Raw genomic sequence first — 18,537 nt, 5'->3', positions numbered from 1 at the left:
AAACTTTGAGAAGGATTTGGTACACGTTCGGTTGTATTGTTCTCCTGATGCTCCTGGTTCCGGGCATGGCGTCGGCAAAAAGCATATTCGAGCATCAGGACACGTCTGTCCCCGCGGGGCAAACCGTGCATGATGTTTATGTTGTAGGAGGCGACGCCGCCGTGTTTGGTAATGTTACGGGAGCGGTGGTTGTAGTAAACGGCGATCTTCATCTGGGCGGCACAGCCCAAGTCAGAGGAGCGGTTGTGGTGATCGGCGGCCATGTTCGGCAGGATTCGGGTGCCGTGCTCCAGGATACGATCTATAACATCTCTATGGACGAAGCAACCCAGAACAGTCTCTTGATCGGCGGGGGACTTGTCTTGGGCCTATGGGTGCTGCAGATCCTCGGCAGCCTGTTAATGATCATCATACCTGTGCTGATCCGGGTTCTGGGCAGGAACAAAATTGCCGCATTTACGGACCGTTATCCGATCGGCTCTTTTAAACAATCGCTCAATATCGGTTTCTTCGCTAGTTTGATTATAGCCGCCATATGCTCGTTGCTGGTGATCACCGTGATCGGTATCCCAATCATCATCCTGATCCTGCTGCTTGTGATCATTGTTCTATTCATAGGGATAACGATAGTGGGATTCAGAATAGGGGGGATGATCAACTTGCCTGCGCCTGCGCCGGATTGGATAAAAGTTCTTATCGGCACATCCCTGTTAACCGCCTTCATCAACATTCCTATCGTGGGCTTGATTTTCTTTCTTCTTTTGCTAATGATATCTATAGGAATGATTATTCAGTGGATATTTGGAAAAAGAAAGAAAACCTTGGCAGCCTAGAAAAACGCGCAACAATATAGGAAAGAAGGCGTTAGAGTTGTCAAATCAGTCCGTCCGATTCTCAAGGTTTGTCTCGGAAGGGAGTCATTACGAAATTGGCGCTATGCTGGCCCAAACTCTTGTAAACAGCCCGGAACTTACAGACATCAATATACAAAGCGAGTGCATCGACAGATCTTTATTAAAAAAGAAACAGTCTTTATTAGATGAGTTTTGCCCCGGAGTGAACGAGGAAATTATGGGGCTCTCGGACCGTCTGAAAATTCCGCCGGGAAAGCTGGCCGTATTTGCTGATGGTGTCATAGAGGCCGGAGCATGCAGTCAATTTGCCGCTCTCCCAAGCGTTACGTCCGATAAGCACACTTTAATCGGCAGAAGCTATGAATATTCAACGGAGGATGAGCTGTGCTTGTGCGTAACGAGGGCGGAAGGAAAACCGAAACAAATCGGATTTTCGCTTTTATTGTTCGGGAGATTTGACGGGATCAACGAGCATGGACTAACCGTAACCATGTCATCTTGCGAGTTCGGACAACGCCCGTTTGGAGAGGGACTTTGGTTTCCGTTGGTTCTGCGGTCATTACTGGATAACTGTTCTTCCGCTCAAGAGGCCGTCTATCTTTTGAAAAATATGCCTGTCCGAAGCAATGTAAATATTTTGATCGCGGATACGAACGGAAATGCCACAATAGCTGAAACCGCCTGCTTCGGAAGCGACAGAAAAATATCGTTCAGAAACGGCGGGGATTATCTAATCGCGACGAACCATTATCAGAACGCTGACATGCTGCCTTATGATAATAACCGCAGAAGACATTCAACGATTCGATACGGAACAATTGAAGATCATTTATCAAAAGAGAGAGGGTCTATCTCGGTAGAATCCATAAAGAGAATACTTGAGGAGAAAGTGCCCGGCGGAGTAAGCTGCCCTTATTATAAAGACGGTTTGGGGACGCTGCACGCCATGGTTTTTGACGCGACGGAGATCGGGGTTCAGGTGTGTTTCGGGGCTGCGTCCTCGAAAAAGTGGGAACAGATCTCCTTTGACAGTCCTTGCGAGAACTCCGAGATTCAAGTTGGCATAAGCAACGAATTCGCTCAAAATCCCAACTTCTTCTGGGGACGTCTGGATCCCGGTATCTTCACTTAATCGTCTTCAGATTTCCTTCGTTTTGAATGATCGCATTTACTTTGATTTCCGCTTTCAGGCGGGGAAAAAACTCGGTCCTCCAATCAGCCAGACGCTCCCGGGAGATTTTGGTGCGGAAATATTGACCGACGCCTAAAATGTCGGCATGATCCGCTTTTAACTTGCTGAACATGATATCGTAACGGCGGGAAAGCATGCTTTCCAGCTCTTTTTTAATCAGGGCGGTAGACGGGGCGCCCCGGGTTTCCAGGATGCTGACTTTCAAAGTCAGCGAGCTTTTAAGGTATGGCTGGCCATTCGAAAGCGAGGCGCGGTGGGCCATGCTATTGCTGACGATCAGCACGCTGGCGTGATCCATCACTTCGATCTTTCCGTGGGTGCTTACCCCGTTTAAGGCGTTATAGAGCAAGGTTTCGTTGTTGGTGAGACGGTCCACCATTTTTCCGTTACGAATCACGGCGGAACCCGCGATCTCTATAGGAGTGCTGTTTCCCGATCTGATGATGGGGACGGCGGCATCCCGCGTAAAGGAATTGATGCTGCGAAAAATTTGCCAAATTCGCGCCTGTGCGATTTGCGGATTCCATCCGGCATTTTTGTCGAAGAAATCGTACATTACCGTACCGTCCGTATCCAAGGAGGCTTTCGTTTTATCAAAAAATTGGTCGAGGGTTTCGTCGCAGATAGCGACCATTGCTTTGGGAGAAATTTCACGGGAACGCATAAAGCTGGAGATGCTGTCCTTCAGACCTTCGCGGGCGTAATCCTTTTCGAACATAATGATTTTCAAATGAAGCAAATCGACCTGATCTTCCATATTGCTGCTGATGCTGTCCACGATTTCGTTGATTGTTTCACCGCTGGCGAATACGATTCGCGTTTTTTCCTGGCCGGCGCCCGGTATTTCCAAATACACTTTGTAGCTGCCGCTGTCGATTCTGGCAATCCCCATGACGACGGGCAAAGCGCGGTGGTCAATATCCTTGATGTCCCAGCAGCCGCCAAGCAGCAGGGCGCATACCGGGATGAGCAGCGTCAGCAGCGGGATTTTCGCTCGGCTCATGAATAATCCCTCGCCTTCCGGCGAGCGCGTTTGGCCAAAAAGTAGGTGGAGAGGGGGATCGTGATGTAAACGTATAAACGCAGCAGCGTATTCCACCAATACCAGCGCTCAACATCGGCCCAATCCGGTATTCGGAGACAAACGATAAAGAGAATAGCGGAGATAACGATGACGAGATGCATGGGCTTGGCCCAAGGCAAACTGCGATGAATAATCCGGGTTGCCGACCACAAAACGAGCGCGGTGAACAGCATGATGAAGGTGACGATACTTAGCAGAAAAAACATCGTCACCCGGTCAAACATCAGCCAATTGCTGTCGATCGTATCAACAGTCATGATGAACGGGAATTGAAACATGGACGCCGTATCTTCGCCAAACGTTAGGATCGGAATATAAACGGAAAATAAAAATAACGGCAGCAGCGCCAAACTTCCCCAAATAATCTGCTTGCGCTGATAAGGAAGAAAGGGCTGGATAAAACCCAAATACATAAATCCCCCAATAAACGCAAACGAGCTCTGCCAATAGTTTCGTTCTATCAGGAACGAGAACCGCTGCTCCAGCAGAGGAAAGACATAGTGCCAGTCGGTGTTCTGAAAGGACATGCAGAGGACAAAAAAGATCAGCGGCAGGAAGAGAAGGGCCGTCAGGATGCCGGTGCGGAAAATGGTTTCGACCCCCAAGGCGGCGATATATGCGGGAATGGCCATCGTTAGCACCATAATGGCCCATAGCGGAGTATTGGACAGAAATACGAGAGTGATCATTTCCGAATAGGCACGTACGTTAATAATAACGACCATCAGCAGATAGACCATGACGGGGATGAGGAGGATCGCGGCCGTGGCCTTTCCGAAATCGCTATAAATATCAATGATATCTTTGCCGGCGGAGAAGCCAAGCCCTTTCGTATAAATAGCGATAAGTATCATGTGAATGGAAAAGCCGATCAGAATGGCAAGCCAATGACCGACCTTGACGCTTCCGATAATATTGGTGGGGAAAATAAAAAAGATCAGGCCTAAATGGGTGAGGATATGCACGTTCACCACTTGCAGGCTTTTATCCATGGGAATCATCCTTTAGCCTTGGAATGTGAAGATAGGGAACTCCAAAGGTAGTGATACCGGATATGTAGGCGCAAACGATCATGATTCCGGCAAACAGCCCAAGTACGCCGTAAAAAGCGGAGAGGACAAGAATGATATATTTGAAAAAACGGATCGACAGGGAGTTCTGAAACCCGACCAGCGTTGAGTTCGCGATGGTGGTCGCAGAGAGAATAATGATCAGCAGATTGCTGACGAGCGCCGCGGCGACAACCGCTTGCCCCAGAATAATTCCGCCGACCATCGTGATCGTTGGTCCGACGCTTTTGGGCAGTCTCACGCTGGCCTCGATGGCGAGCTCCAGGATAAAGAGAAGCTGAAGCGTCTCGATTAATGCCGGATAAGGGACGTTGGCCCGGCTCTCGGCGACGGACAAGGCTAACTCAATGCGCAGCACCTCCGGGTTTACGGATACCAGCGCCACATATAAACCCGGAGCGATCATAGCGGCCAAGGCTCCCGCAATCCGCAAAAAACGCAGTATCAACATGAACACCCGGGGATAATTCCGGTCGTTCGCCATGGAGAATATATCCTCAATGTTGTTGGGAAGAAGCAAAGCCAGCGGAAGCCGATCCAGAAACAACAGCACTTTGCCCTTTCGGATGGCCTCCGCAGCTTCCTGCGGAAGTTCGGTTGTGTGGAATCTGGGAATAAGCGTCCAGGGAAATAGGCCCAGCATACCGGCCAACTGCTGCAGATTTTTCAGCCTGAAATTAAGCTGAGACTCGATTCTTTGCATAATCGCCTTTAAGAGCGCGGGGGAAACCCGATCCTTATCGTAGAGTAAGGCCAGACGCGAGGGACTTTCCTTGCCGACGGTATAGACCCGCGTCAGCATTCGCTCCGAGCTAACATATTGCTTGATGATCCCGATATTCGTATCAAGTTCTTCGATGAACGAGATGGCGGACCCCTGCAGGATGCTTTCATTGACAGGTGCTTCAATCGTTCGGTTTAAGGTAGTCGGAAAGGGCTGGACGTTCAAACAGATGTCTTCCGTCTCGGATATGATAATCAAGCCGCCCCCAACCATCGCTTGGACCAAGGCTTTGTCATCGCCAAGTTCTATAGCCGTGCCGAGACCCCCGAGGAAAGACGAAATCGGCTTGTTGGCGGACAAGGCTTGTCTCCCTACCATTTCAAGATTGGACACGGTTTTGGAGAGATCGATTAGCGAAGTATACCCCATCAAGAGAACAGGGTGATCGGCCAGGGTCGTTTTCTGTGCGAAAAAATCGTCGTCCTCTTTAAGACGGGCTATGAATTGATCCAATAAATGCATGGGATACCGCCTTCCAATAAGACTCAAGGGCTGCCGGAAAATGATCCGGATAGAAATAACCCGGGGAGAGCATCTCGCCCGGGATCCTCCAAACGTAAGCTAGCGATGCTCGATCAGGTCGATGGTGCCAAGAACAAGGTGGGCCAAACCAAAGCCAAGAACGCCGGTAGCGGCAAGCTTATACTTGCTTCCAAGCAGTGATGCGGCTGAAGCGGTGACAACAGCTCCGAGAACGGTAGGAATCAAACCTTCGCGCATTCGTAACACCCCTTTGGATTTGTTTGGAAAGACACCGTTATTCTGGTTTTGGCAGGGATTTTTTATGCACTGCGGACACAAAAACATGCATCTGGACAAGGGCTGTTGGCCTCCCGCACATTGGACGTTCGCAAAATTTAAACTTGCCGCCACAAAATGACAAAATACGACATTCATATGGATTATAATGTAAAATGATAGATTATCTTGGAATCCGCGCTTATTTTGGGAGAGTATAGTCGGATTCATCGTTTTTGAATAATCTGTCGACAAAACGGAATCCAATTGAATTCCACAAAGCCAGGGGGAATATTTGATGACAAAAAAAGTACTGTTAAGGGCACTGCGCGGGGCCGCAGCGACGGCAGCCTCGATTGCGATGTTTATTTCGCCGGGGACACCCGGCTACGCCGATGAAATTCGGCCGGAAGCCGCATTTGGGATTATGGCCGTTCCGGCTCCGGAATTGGCCGGGTATGTGGGAGATGCTTATGACTCTCTGTCGGGCAGCTTTTTGGGAAGCGCGGTTGAAAATGTCCAAGCTTTGAGGCAAGCCGGCACTGCCAGCACGACGGCGTCTTATGAGCTGATCGAAACGGAAGAGCAGTTCACAAACTTCTATAGAAGGGCAATTTCCTCTTCGTTGAATGGCTCCTTTTTTGACATTACGGCAGATGCGAGTTTTGAAAATTCCATTGAGAGAAACAGCAGTTTCAGCAGCAACAAATTGGCCATAGCAATTATGTATAAGTTTGACGGAGGACAAGCTGTATTGAACGGCGCTTCTTTCACGCCGGAAGCCGCGGGGTTGATCGAGCAAGGGCAGATGGATGCCTTCCAGAGATTCTATGGTAATTCCTTTGTGAAAAAGAGCTACTACGGCGGTTTGCTGTACATGACTTACATAGCCGAAATCACGGATTCGTCAAAGGTTACGAAATCGGAGGTTAAGGCGGCGCTTGAAATCAAGTACAAAAGTCTGGTTGGCGCCAGCGTCTCGGCTCAGGAACTGGAAAGCTCGGAAAGCACGCTCAGAAAAGTCAGAATCAGCGGCTTTAGCCAATGTACCAATGATCGGCTCAGCACCAATGATATCGTTGACACCCGTGAGAAGCTGGATGCGAAAGTCCGGGAGTTTGCCGATTATTACAACGGCATACGCAATGGACAAGGCGAATACTACGTGTTTGGGAGAGAACTGGCTCCCTACTGGAACATCCCCGGCTCCGGATACTATGACAGCAGCCGTTTTCCGGCCTTTTATAACCCGTCGCAATTTTTCGCCTCGAATTTCTCCGTGGTGAAAACATCGGATGTGCGCGCCGTTGAACTCAGATGGCAGGACAACTGTGATTACGAGGACGGTTACCGCGTCTATTTGAAGACGGGGAACGCTTATAATCCGACACTGATCCAAAGCTTGCCTCCGAATTCCTCGAGCCTGGCGGTTACGCTCCCCGAAGACGCGTTAAATCAAGGATACTCCCTGTGGTCTGTTCCGGTTAAGAATGGGATTGAGGGTGGAGCGTTTAATCCGAAATTCGAACCGGCTCCGTACAATGTGCAATTTTATGCCGATCCGAACTTTACGGGGAGAGTGAACGAATTTTCAGGGGATACGGTGTATATTTCTTACTTTGGAGATTACTTCGTAGGCAATGACCTGATTTCCTCGATCAAGATCAACGGTCCGTTTGAAGTCACGGTGTATGAGCACGTCAATTACGGCGGACGCTCCCATACGTACCGCTTCAGCGATGTTTATACGAAGGACGAATCCTTTGACGACAATATTTCCTCGGCCATTATCCGCAGAATTCCGGAATCCGAGCTTGACGGGGTCTATTTGTTCGAGCATATCGATTATAACGGAAATTGGATTAAAATTAGCCAGGATACGCCGAATCTGGGCTTCACCCCGATCGGTAACGATAAGGTCAGCTCGGTCCGGGTTGTCGGCAATCACGCATTTACGCTGTACAAGGACTCCGATTATAGAGGAAAAACATTCCAAGGGAACGCCAGCATTCCTCAACTGAAAAATACCGATATCGGAAATGACGAGCTAACCTCCATACGGCTTCAGTATTGAGCGAAGTTCGACCCGGTTTTATAACCGGAGCATCTATGCGCGAAAGTTAAAAAAACAAGCTGCAGGACGAATGCTAAATTCGCACTGCAGCTTGTTTTCTAAATGTATTGTATCCCCGGCCTTCCGTATACAATGAAGGGGGGCATGTGTTCCCGCTCAGACTACAACCGTCTGTTACATCATTTCCAAAACAACAAAAGCCCTACCTCTCATTTGTCCTTGCGGCTCCGGTGACCGCGCCAGCGTGAATCAGAAAAACGCAAAATTCTTACTTTTATTGGGTCATTCAAATAGGAATTTCATACCGATCAGGTACAAGGAGAGTTATAATCTTGTGAGGAACTACAATAGAGGTTTGACAACCTAATTATTTATTATACTTTTAATAGTTAAAAAATGCAATATATACTTTTCATTATAATTATCATTCCATTATATTCCTTCCAAAGTGATGATTTTGTGAAATACATTACATGCATATCATAATGAGACTTTTGTCACACTTAGGAATGGAAAGCAACATGTATAATAGGTTCATCTAAGATTTATATAATCAAAAAATAAGGGAGTTTGCCATGAAGCGCGGAGATGTCCTGTTGATCGGGCTCATCGTTGCCATCGCATTGGCTTTTTTGGTGCCAAGGTGGTTGGATGGGAGAACAAGTGAAAACAATCACAACGAAAGTCCGCGAGTGGCAAAAATTTCGGTCGACGGAAAGCTGTTCAAAACCGTCAGTTTAAGCCAGGAAGAGCAAAGCGTGGATATAAAAACGAAATATGGTTACAACATATTGAAAGTCCATAATCATGGTATAGAAATGGTCGATGCCGATTGCCCGGATAAAATATGCTTGACGTTCGGGTTTGTGGACCGCAATGGCGGCACGATCGTTTGTCTTCCACATAAATTAATGGTTGAAGTTGTTGCGGATACAGCCGGGGAAGGGGACGATGTCGATGTCATCGTTAAATGAACAATCCAGTCTAGCTTTAAAAAGAACGGTGATCGTGGCGATATTTGCTGCGGTTGCCGTTGTACTGAGTCTTGTGGAATCTTGGATTCCCGTTAATATGAGCGTTCCGGGAGCAAAGCTCGGACTCGCCAATATCATGGTCTTGACCTGCCTTTATTTTCTGAGAGCCAGAGACGCATTTATGATGGTCCTGCTGAAGACGCTCTTAACCGCCTTTATTTTCGGTACGTTCTCAAGCTTTCTGTTCAGCATCATGGGGGCGTTGTTCAGCTTTGTAGCGATGTGGTTTCTGCTTCTGGTGGGCCGCAATCGTCTGAGTTTGATCGGCATCAGCATCGTGGGCGGGATTGCCCACAATTTTGGCCAGTTGACGGCGGCGGCTATTTATTTCAATACCTCGAAAATCTTCTATTATCTGCCGATGCTACTTATTATGGGCGTGCTGACCGGTATCGCGGTGGGCATCGCGGTAAGATATTTGGTGCCGTCGCTATCGAAGCTGTCGCTGTTCGACGGATTCCTGGCGGAAACCGCATGAAGAAGGCGGGCTTCCCTGCGGGAATTAGCCGGGAACGTTTGCCGAAAGGGGTAGAGTAACATGGGAGAAGCCGGACTCGCTTATGAACTGCAGCATGTATCTTTCGCCTATGAGCCGGCGTATCCGGTGCTTGGCGATGTGACACTAAACATTTCCTTGGGCAGCTGGGTGTCGCTGGTGGGCCCCAACGGCTGCGGAAAATCGACGTTAGCCAAGCTGCTCGGCGGGTTGCTCGGAGCAAACGATGGAGCTATTTACGTGGAAGGCCTTGGACTTACCAAGGAAACGATTTCATGCATTCGTCCCCGAATCGGGATGGTATTTCAAAATCCGGACAATCAGTTTATCGGCGCAACCGTCGAGGAAGATATCGCCTTTGGGCTTGAGGGGCGGTGCCTGCCTCGGGAAGAAATGGTAAACCGAATCCGGAAATACGCCGAAAAGCTTCAAATCGGCCATCTGCTGTCCAAACACCCTGCTGAGCTCTCGGGGGGGCAAAAACAGCGGGTGGCCGTCGCTTCGATTTTGGCGATGGAGCCCCAAATCGTCATTTTCGACGAGGCGTCCTCCATGCTGGACGAAAAGGCCCGCGGGGAGCTGTTGTCCATTTTGCTGGATATGCATCGTGAAGGAAAATATACGATCATTTCAATCACTCATGACGCCGAGGAGATTTTGGCTTCGGAACGGGCGATCGTGCTGAGAGATGGCAAGGTGGCCGCCGATATGAAGCCTTGGGATTTATTCCAGGACGAGGTTATGCTAAGCTCCTGCCGGCTGGTGGCCCCTTACCGGATACGGCTGCATCAGGAGCTTGAGCGGCAGGGAATTCGGATTCCGCCGTTTCGCAGCGACGAGGAGGTGGATGAAGTCCTATGGCAATTCATTTCGAGCAAGTAAGCTTTGCTTATGACGATAAGAGCTTATGGCGGCACAGCGCGCTGGAAAATGTCAATCTGGATCTGGCTGGAGGCGTATTCGCCGCAATTGCCGGGGCTTCAGGCTCAGGAAAATCCACGTTGATGCAGCACTTCAACGGTATTTTAAAACCCAGCAGCGGCAAGGTTCGGGTTTTGGACGTCACGATGGAGGCGGAAGCCAAAATGCCGGCCATGCGTGAGCTGCGGCGCCGCGTGGGTCTCGTATTTCAGTTTCCCGAGCAGCAGTTGTTCGAGGATACGGTGGAGAAGGATCTCTGCTTCGGTCCGCTGAATTTCGGCAGTACTCCGGAGGAAGCGAAAAAATCGGCAAGCCGTGCGCTGGCCATGGTAGGGCTCGATGATTCGTTCCTGCCCCGCAATCCGTTTCATCTAAGCGGCGGTCAAATGCGCAAGGTGGCGATCGCCTCGACTCTGGCCATGGATCCGGACATCATCGCTCTGGATGAGCCTACGGCAACGCTCGACCCGCAGAGCCGTGCGGAACTTGCGGAGATGCTGTCCCGGCTGCACCGGGAAGAGGGTAAGACGGTCATTGTGGTGACCCATCGGATGGAAGAGATGCTCCCCTTTGTAGAGCAGTGGATCGTAATGAAGGACGGAAGCGTAACGTTTCAGGGTTCCGCCTCGGATCTGGTGCGGGAAGCGGGACGCTTGGAGGAAGAGGGATTGACGCTTCCGGCCTCCATTCGCTGCTGGAAGGCGGTTTCCGTCCGCTTCGGACTGAAAGCTGAAGCTCCCTGCCTGACGGCGGAAGCAGTGGCGGAGCGACTCGTAACGTTGGCATCGGCAGCGAAGCAAGTGCCGGTTACATTGGCGAGAGAGGGGAGCGGTTGACGATGCGCAATAAACTGCTGTTCGGACGAAGCATCGATACCGGTTCATGGGTGCACGGCGTGGATCCGCGGGCCAAGCTGACCGGAATGATGCTTTATCTGGTGGCGATCGTGGCCGTAGGCTCCTGGGCCGCGCTTGGACTTGCGGTCGTATTCTCGCTGGCTTATATGGCGGCGACCCGCATTCCGATCAAATATTATATCAAGGCGGCAAGACCGCTATGGGTACTGATGGCGTTTATCTTTGTCGTTCAGTGCCTGACGGTTCAGGGTGGAGCGGAGCTGTGGAAGATCGGCTCATGGACCCTGTACTCCGGGGGACTCAGCAGCGGACTGATCGCGGCGGCTCGAATGGGCTTGCTCGTGTCTTTTACAGCGATCCTGACGTTTACAACCACGCCGGGGTTGCTGAATCAGGGGCTCAGCGGCGTGCTGAAGCCGCTGAAGCGCGTCGGAATATCCTCCGAGCGCCTGACGCTCATGATGAGCATTTCGCTTCGGTTCATTCCGACGATTCTCGATGAGACGCAGAAGATTCTGAAAGCCCAAGCGGCTCGCGGTGCGGATCTTAAAGAGCTGCCCTGGAAGGAAAAAGGCAAGATGCTGGTGTCTTTGCTCGTGCCCGTAACCGTCAGCGCGTTCCGGCGCGCGGAGGAGCTGGTGTTATCCATGGAATCCAGGGGATATACGATGGGCGCGCCGCGCACGGAGTATCATCTGCTGACCTGGAGGTCGAAGGATACATGGTTTGTATTGTCCTATATCTTACTGGCTGCAGCAGTTGTCTTTTATAGATTTATATAGATAGGTTGGGTTTGTTTTCAGACCCGGAATTGGATGGATAGACTTAGGTGGATAATTGGCAAACATCATTGGACGACGAGGGGGAAACGCTGTGGCGCGCTATTTTAATGGAAAAGAAGTCGAGCTGCTTGCACCGGCGGGAACATTCGAAATTTTCAAGCAAGTGATTGAGGCGAACTGTGACGCGGTTTATTTCGGCGGTCCCAGTCTCAACATGCGCATGATGCGCAAAGGGTATAATTTCAGCTACGAAGAAATTACGGAAGCGGTCAAGATCGCTCATGGACTTGGCAAGAAAGTATACATCACGGTTAACAATTTGCTGAACGAAGGCGAACTGGACGAGGCCGGAGAATACCTGGAATTTCTCGAAAGCGCCGGCCCCGATGCGCTGATCGTTCAGGATTTTGCCGTGCTGGCTTTGATTAGGGAAATGGGGCTTAAGCTTAAAGTCCACTCCTCGGTGATGATGAACGTGCACAACGTGGAGATGGTTCGAGCGCTGCAGGAAATGGGCGTAACCCGCGTTGTGACGTCGCGCGAGATGGATCTGATGACCACCCGCTATCTGCAAGCGGAAACCGGCATGGAGCTGGAATATTTCGTGCATGGGGATATGTGTTCGGTGCACGGCGCAAACTGCTATTTCAGTTCGCTGGTATTCGGCATGAGCAGCAACCGGGGCAAATGCCTCAAGCCATGCCGCTGGGATTACCGCGTGAAAAAAGACGGCAACGTCTATCCGACCGAATATCCTCTCGCCGTTAAAGATATGTTCATGTATGAGCACATTCCGGAGCTGATCCACGGCGGGATCACTTCCTTCAAAATTGAAGGGCGCATGCGCGACGCAAGCTTCGTGCTGATGCTGGTCAACGCATACGGCGACGCGATCGACCGTTACATTTACGATCCGGTCGGCTTTGAACGCAGCCGGGATACAAAGGAACTTTACGATAACCGCAAGCGCGATTTCTCGACCGGCTACGCGTTTGGCCGCCCGGGCTTGTCCAACATCAATCGGCGGTATGAAGGCACCGGCAAGTTCTACAGCACCGGCAAAGTATTCAGCACGCCAACCGAAGAGCGGGAGCTTAGCGCCAAACGGATGGATGCCATCAAAGAAGGCTTGGCTAAAGCGGGCCGCAGAGAAGCTGTTCAATCCGAAGGCGGAGCCGGAACAATGAGCGGCCTTGCGGGCAGCGTTCATTCCATCGGCGGGGAAATTTCGGTGCACGTGAACAATATGGCACAAGCCAAAGCGGCGCTGGAGGCCGGGGCGGACCATATCTACTTGTCCGGGGACGTATTTGAGCCGGATCGTCCGTTTACCAAAGAAAATCTGATTGAGCTGGCATCGCTGAAAGGAACGGCAAACGTGTATCTCTGCCTGCCACGAATGATGACCGAGCTGCATTTTGAAATATACGACGGTTTGTTATCCGGAGAACGCCTGCCGATCGACGGCCTGATGGTCACCAATCTTGGAGCGGTTCGCAAGTTTGCCTCCAAAGGATACCCGATGGTGGGAGATTTTAATCTGAACGTCTACAACCAGCTTTCAGCCGGATTGTACCGGGAGCTTGGCGTACAGCGGTTAACGGCGTCCATGGAACTGCCTTTATACGATTTGGCCGACCTGCTCGCGAATACACCGGCGCCGCTTGAGGTTATCGTTCACGGATCGCCGGCGATTATGTACATGGAGCATGATTTGTACGAAAATGCGGAAACGTTCCAAGCGATTGCCGAGGAAGATAATAAATACGTTGATAACAACGTTCTTGTGCTGATGACGGATAAAGGCGAAAACCCGGTATACCGTGATGTACATGGCCGAAACCATTTGATGATGGCCAAGGAACTGTGCCTGCTCTCGGCGGTCAAGGAGCTTAAAGAAGCAGGGCTTACCGTATTCCGCATCGAAGGCGCAACCTATCGTCCGGAGCAGCTTCAGACGATCGTCCGGGCTTACAAAGCGGCGCTGGCTCATCCTGAGTCGGCGGGAGAGCTGTTCGAGCATCTCGCTCCGGTTTATGCAGGGTATACGCTTGGCGCCCTGCAGTTTAACGGCGGAAAAGCCAGCGGCGCTGCCGGGGCGCCGGAGGAACTGGCAAAAGCAGCAGCCGGCGATGAGGAGAATAGTGAGACCACCGCAGGTAAAGAAGAAGCCGAGACGGTAGCTAGCGCAAAATAACGGAATTGGGATCGGAGGGTGCGGGCGGTATAGCCTTGTGCCCTCTCTGCCATGATGGGAAAAAGTTCATTTGGAAGGAAGCGGGAATATGCAGAACTATATTGGACCGGAAAAGGTGCTGCAAAAGCGCCAGCAGTATTTTTATCCTTGCACCAGCCATTTTTATCGGAATCCGCCTCAGCTCGTGAAGGGAGAATTGCAGTATTTGTACGGCCATGACGGCACGAAGTATACCGATTTCTTCGCCGGAGTTTCCGTTGTCGCCAGCGGGCACTGCAACCCCGAAATCGCTGAGCGTACCGTGGAGCAGCTGCGGGAGCTGCAGCATACCTGCACCATTTATTTGACGCAGCCCAACGTGGATTTGGCGGAGCGGCTCGCGGCGGTGCTGCCCGGGAACCTGAGCCGCACCTTTTTCGTGAACAGCGGCTCGGAAGCTAACGAAGGGGCGCTGCTGCTGGCGCGTCTCCATACGGGCCGCCGCCGTTTTCTGTCACTGGAGCAAAGCCTGCATGGTCGCACCTATCTGACGATGAGCGTTACCGGCTTGCGGATGTGGCGGACCGATCCGGAGCTGGAAAAGGATACGGACGTAACGTTCATTCCCCGTCCGTATGAACGGGGAATGAGTCTCGACGAAGCGGGCCGGCGATCGATCGAGGCGCTGAAGGTTGTGCTGGCGGAGCGGGGCGGCGAGTTCGCCGCGATGATCGCGGAGCCGATCCAGGGGAACGGCGGCATCGTGGCGCCGCCGGACTGGTATTACCCTGAAGTGAAGCGGCTCCTGGAGCAGCAAGGCGTTCTGCTGATCGCCGATGAAATTCAGACCGGGTTTGGCCGCACGGGCCGGATGTTCGCCATGGACCGTTATGGGGTGACGCCGGACATCGTCACGATGGCCAAAGCGCTCGGCAGCGGCATCCCGGTGGCAGGCTTCGCTTCCACCGATGAGATCGCTGCCAGCTTCTCGCGGCCTTCGGCCTCCACGTTCGGCGGCAACCCGGTTTCGGCCGCGACCGCGCTCGCGGTGCTCGATTATATCGAGGCGCACCGTCTGCCGGAACGGGCCGAACGCCTCGGCGCGCTGCTGCGGGGCGGCCTTGAAGGCCTCGCCTCGCGCTATCCGCAGCTCGTCTCCGACGTGCGAGGCGCGGGCCTGATGCTCGGCGCCGAGCTGTGCGCCGATGATTCGGATCGCGGCGCGAAACTCGTCGACGACGTGCTGGAAGCGATGAAGGACCGCGGCTTCATCATCGGCAAAAACGGCGTTGGCCGCAACGTCCTCGCCTTCCAGCCGCCGCTTGTCATCACGGAAGATGACGTCGCAGGCATGCTGAATGCTATGGAAGCAACTTTTGCGGAGATCGCAGAAACGCGAATTTGAGCTGAGCTTGGACTGAAGCTTAAATGAGTTTGAAATGAGCTTGAACCGAGGTTGAACTGAGGTTGGATCGAGCTTGGATTGAGTTTGGGCCGAACTTGATGGGCTTAAATGAGTTAGAATGGGCTGGAATGAGCCGGAACCGAGTTGATCCAAGCTTGGGCAGAGATCGGCATCTCATTCGGTAATAGCGGTACAAAAAGGCCTTATTCCGCGATTTGGGTCGTCGATCATCCCAATAAGGGCATAAAAGGGCGCTATTTGTTCCAATTAAGCCGAAAACCGCCATTTTGAGCATAGTCTTTTCGGAAATAGGGCCAATTTGTACCGCTATTTTCGGTTAAACAATAATAATCGGGTAAATAGCGCCCCAAAATACCGTTATCGGGACCCGCATGCGGGGCAGCAAGCAAGCAGAACATGAAAGTGGGCGGAAGATGAAGATGAGTTCCAAGGCGGCGTGCCGTTTATAGGCGGCCGACCGCCGTATACAGGGAGACACCGCGCAGGGCGCTGCGCATCATTAACCGCCGGCATTCAGCCAGCCAGGCCACAGCAACAACCCGCTTTACAAGGGATAGGAGAGTGAGGCAACTTATGGAATACGTCAGAAAAATCGGCAATAAAATCAGACTTTACGGCGAACTGGTCATGTTCTCGCATACCTTGTTTTCACTGCCGTTTGCGATTATATCGATGGTCTGGGCGGCCGGAGGGGTGCCATCCTGGCACGTGATGCTCTGGGGACTGATCGCCCTGATCGGGGCCCGGAACGGAGCCAACGCCTTCAACCGCGTCGTCGACCGCACGTTTGACGAGCAAAATCCGCGCACCGCGCACCGTCATTTGCCGCAGAAGCTGCTGGAGTCGAAGGAGGTGCTGCTTTTCGTCGTCGTGAACTATGCGATCTTTATTTTTGCGGCAGGCATGCTGAACTTGCTATGCCTGGTGTTGTCGCCGGTGGCGATATTCCTGATTTCCTCTTACTCTTATACGAAGCGGTTCACTTACCTCGCCCATTTGTATCTTGGATTCACAATCGCCTCGGCCCCCATCGGCGCCTGGTTCGCCGTAACCGGACACTTCGCCTTTACGCCGTTTGTCCTCGGCACCGTGGTGATGCTGTGGATTGCCGGGTTTGACATCATCTACGGTTCGCAGGATATTGAATTCGACCGCAACCATGGTCTTTGGTCGATTCCGAGCATCTTTGGCCTAAAAAACGGGCTGAGAATTGCCGCCGGACTGCACTCCATCATGGTTCTGCTGCTGATTGGGCTCATTCCGTTCCGGCATCTGGGCTGGATTTACAGTTTGGGAATCATCATCGCCATTCTGCTGCTGATGACCGAGCACAAAATCATCAAACCTTCAAGCCGGAAACGGATGAACGTGGCGTCCTACAATCTTAATCAGGTTATCAGCATGGTGATTTTGTTCTGCGCGCTTTGCGACTACTTCCTGCTGTAATCAATCAATATAAGAAAAATAAAAAAGCACATTCGTCTCGAAGTGATTTCTTCGATGCGAATGTGCTTTTTGTATTGAAGGGGGAACCATGCGGCTTTGTTCATCCCATTAATTTTCGCGTCAGCTCTCACGTCCGGCAAAATAGTTCAACAACGATTGAAGATCCTCATGTGCCGGATACGAGCTGAGCCGATCGATGATATCCTGAGCTTCGTCCAGATAGCGCTGACTGAGGCGTTCAGCCGCGTTCAGCGCGCCGCTGGCCTGAATGGCGGCAATGACCTTATCCACCTGCCCAGGCGGCGTAGAAGGCGATATGGAGCGTATGACAGGAGCTAACGTTTCATCATCCCGGAGGGCGAACAAAACGGGAAGCGTCACCTGGCCGCTGCGCAGATCGCTGCCGGCGGGTTTTCCCAGCTTCTCGGAGGACTGGGTGAAATCGAGCAGATCGTCGCGGATTTGAAACGACATGCCGAGTTTTTCCCCGAAGCTGTAGAGCAGCTTGGAGGTCTCCTCGTCCGCTCCGGCGGCTTTGGAGCCGATCTGGAGGCAGGTGGCCATCAACTGGGCCGTTTTGTTCCGTGATTTCTCCAGGTACTCTTCAACCGTAACATCATAATCATAAAGATGGGATAATTGCTGATATTCTCCCAGGCAGAGCTGCGTTGTCGCAAGGGAGGAGAGGTCATACACGAATTTTTCGCGCTCGGCGGAATAATCGGAGATCAGTTCTATAACTCTTGCCGACATGTAATTGCCGACGTGGAGCGCGCCGCTGACGCCAAGCTTCACGTGCATGGCCCGCTCGCCGCGGCGAACGGGAGAATCGTCGATAATATCGTCATGTATCAGAGAAGCCGCATGGATAAATTCCGCCGCCGCCGCAAGGCGCCATATTTTCTTCAAATCGGGCGAAGGGCCGAACCGGCCGCCGACAATGACCATTAACGGCCGCAACCGCTTGCCGCCGGATCGAACGAGCTGGACGATCCCCTTGGCGAGGGTGGAGGAACGGGGAACATCCCGGTCGTATTTGACCATATTCTCAATTTCCCGATCCACCGTTTTCAGGGAGATCTTCAGCGTTTCATCGAGTCTCATCGAGAACCCTCCTCGTCGTTAATGGCTTGTTAAATGGCTTGGCAGGCGGCGATGCGGCTGCTTTCGAGCGTCAGGAACAGCTCCCAGCCACTAATCAGGCGTTCGTCCTCGGGTTTGCCCTCGGCCCGCTTGATTTGAATTTGTTTGACGATCGGCGCCAAATGGGCAAGCAAGTCATACTCCTCCCATTTCAGGCACAATTGAATATAAAAGCTGTATAGATAGTCGCCGTCCAGCACCTTGCGGGTGAGCTCCTCGCCGGCCGGTAAACTTTCGCATTCGGCGTGGCGCAGAAGGGCGAGCTTGATTGCGATATAAATGGAGAGCAGTCGGCACTGACGCACCGCAGACATTTCATATTGCTCCAGAAGATTAGCGAACGGGGTTACATCTTCTTCAAGCAGGTCGATACGTATGCCGGTCTCGGGCGATATTTCGCCCTGCAATAAGTGACAAGCGTCTTGAAAGAGCTTAAGTTTCATAAGGATACACACTCCTT

The 18,537-nt window shown here is 51.9% G+C and carries 17 protein-coding genes; 11 read left to right on the top strand and 6 right to left on the bottom strand.

Annotated features, from left to right (window positions below; genetic code table 11):
* Positions 1-5 precede the first annotated feature (5 nt).
* Both ACI48K_RS16210 and ACI48K_RS16205 read left to right on the top strand, forming a co-directional pair.
* Complete coding sequence (locus ACI48K_RS16210; protein WP_475028655.1) at positions 6-833, top strand: hypothetical protein; 828 nt, start codon at positions 6-8, stop codon at positions 831-833.
* On the top strand, positions 802-1,986 hold the full coding sequence (locus ACI48K_RS16205; RefSeq protein WP_475028654.1) for a C45 family autoproteolytic acyltransferase/hydolase: 1,185 nt from the start codon (positions 802-804) through the stop codon (positions 1,984-1,986). The genes ACI48K_RS16210 and ACI48K_RS16205 overlap by 32 nt, the downstream gene beginning before the upstream one ends.
* Here the strand turns inward: ACI48K_RS16205 and ACI48K_RS16200 are convergent.
* From ACI48K_RS16200 to ACI48K_RS16185, 4 genes are all read right to left on the bottom strand, one after another.
* Positions 1,979-3,049 carry a Ger(x)C family spore germination protein gene (locus tag ACI48K_RS16200; protein ID WP_475028653.1) on the bottom strand — a complete coding sequence of 357 codons (1,071 nt, stop codon included), beginning with the start codon at positions 3,047-3,049 and terminating at the stop codon, positions 1,979-1,981. The genes ACI48K_RS16205 and ACI48K_RS16200 overlap by 8 nt on opposite strands.
* Entirely contained in the window at positions 3,046-4,122 is a 1,077-nt protein-coding gene (locus ACI48K_RS16195) for a GerAB/ArcD/ProY family transporter (RefSeq protein WP_475028652.1), read from the bottom strand. Before ACI48K_RS16195 ends, ACI48K_RS16200 begins: the two co-directional genes overlap by 4 nt.
* Positions 4,115-5,446: a spore germination protein gene (locus tag ACI48K_RS16190; RefSeq protein ID WP_475028651.1), complete on the bottom strand. Its 1,332-nt coding sequence runs from the start codon at positions 5,444-5,446 to the stop codon at positions 4,115-4,117. The genes ACI48K_RS16195 and ACI48K_RS16190 overlap by 8 nt, the downstream gene beginning before the upstream one ends.
* Positions 5,447-5,545: 99 nt before the next feature.
* On the bottom strand, positions 5,546-5,704 hold the full coding sequence (locus tag ACI48K_RS16185; RefSeq protein ID WP_475028650.1) for an asparagine synthase: 159 nt from the start codon (positions 5,702-5,704) through the stop codon (positions 5,546-5,548).
* Positions 5,705-6,020: 316 nt separating this feature from the next.
* On the opposite strand from ACI48K_RS16185, the gene ACI48K_RS16180 reads away from it, so the two are divergent.
* The 9 genes from ACI48K_RS16180 (at position 6,021) to ACI48K_RS16140 (ending at position 16,934) form a co-directional block, all read left to right on the top strand.
* On the top strand, positions 6,021-7,796 hold the full coding sequence (locus ACI48K_RS16180; RefSeq protein WP_475028649.1) for a beta/gamma crystallin-related protein: 1,776 nt from the start codon (positions 6,021-6,023) through the stop codon (positions 7,794-7,796).
* Positions 7,797-8,371: 575 nt separating this feature from the next.
* Positions 8,372-8,770: a NusG domain II-containing protein gene (locus ACI48K_RS16175; RefSeq protein ID WP_475028648.1), complete on the top strand. Its 399-nt coding sequence runs from the start codon at positions 8,372-8,374 to the stop codon at positions 8,768-8,770.
* Entirely contained in the window at positions 8,754-9,308 is a 555-nt protein-coding gene (locus ACI48K_RS16170) for a Gx transporter family protein (RefSeq protein ID WP_475028647.1), read from the top strand. Before ACI48K_RS16175 ends, ACI48K_RS16170 begins: the two co-directional genes overlap by 17 nt.
* 60 nt (positions 9,309-9,368) lie before the next feature.
* The gene (locus tag ACI48K_RS16165) at positions 9,369-10,208 is read left to right on the top strand and encodes an ATP-binding cassette domain-containing protein (RefSeq protein ID WP_475028646.1); all 840 of its coding nucleotides are present in this window, start codon (positions 9,369-9,371) and stop codon (positions 10,206-10,208) included.
* Positions 10,184-11,083 (top strand): ATP-binding cassette domain-containing protein, encoded by a 900-nt coding sequence (locus ACI48K_RS16160; RefSeq protein ID WP_475028645.1) that lies wholly within the window; start codon positions 10,184-10,186, stop codon positions 11,081-11,083. The genes ACI48K_RS16165 and ACI48K_RS16160 overlap by 25 nt, the downstream gene beginning before the upstream one ends.
* Positions 11,084-11,085: 2 nt before the next feature.
* Entirely contained in the window at positions 11,086-11,886 is an 801-nt protein-coding gene (locus tag ACI48K_RS16155; protein WP_475028644.1) for an energy-coupling factor transporter transmembrane component T family protein, read from the top strand.
* A gap of 91 nt (positions 11,887-11,977) precedes the next feature.
* A complete protein-coding gene (locus tag ACI48K_RS16150) occupies positions 11,978-14,083 on the top strand; it encodes a peptidase U32 family protein (protein ID WP_475028643.1) in 2,106 nt (701 codons plus the stop codon).
* A gap of 88 nt (positions 14,084-14,171) precedes the next feature.
* A complete protein-coding gene (locus ACI48K_RS16145) occupies positions 14,172-15,467 on the top strand; it encodes an aspartate aminotransferase family protein (protein WP_475028642.1) in 1,296 nt (431 codons plus the stop codon).
* Positions 15,468-16,061: 594 nt separating this feature from the next.
* A complete protein-coding gene (locus ACI48K_RS16140; protein WP_475028641.1) occupies positions 16,062-16,934 on the top strand; it encodes a UbiA-like polyprenyltransferase in 873 nt (290 codons plus the stop codon).
* Between the two features lie 120 nt (positions 16,935-17,054).
* Here the strand turns inward: ACI48K_RS16140 and ACI48K_RS16135 are convergent, their stop codons facing one another.
* Both ACI48K_RS16135 and ACI48K_RS16130 read right to left on the bottom strand, forming a co-directional pair.
* Positions 17,055-18,038, bottom strand: coding sequence for a polyprenyl synthetase family protein (locus tag ACI48K_RS16135; protein ID WP_475028640.1), 984 nt, complete (start codon positions 18,036-18,038; stop codon positions 17,055-17,057).
* 29 nt (positions 18,039-18,067) lie between these two features.
* Positions 18,068-18,520, bottom strand: coding sequence for a hypothetical protein (locus ACI48K_RS16130; protein WP_475028639.1), 453 nt, complete (start codon positions 18,518-18,520; stop codon positions 18,068-18,070).
* Positions 18,521-18,537 lie beyond the last annotated feature (17 nt).

It is taken from the genome of Paenibacillus terrisolis, assembly GCF_056171975.1.
The sequence above is the reverse complement of the archived record's forward strand: the minus strand, read 5'-3'. Positions and strand labels throughout refer to the sequence as shown.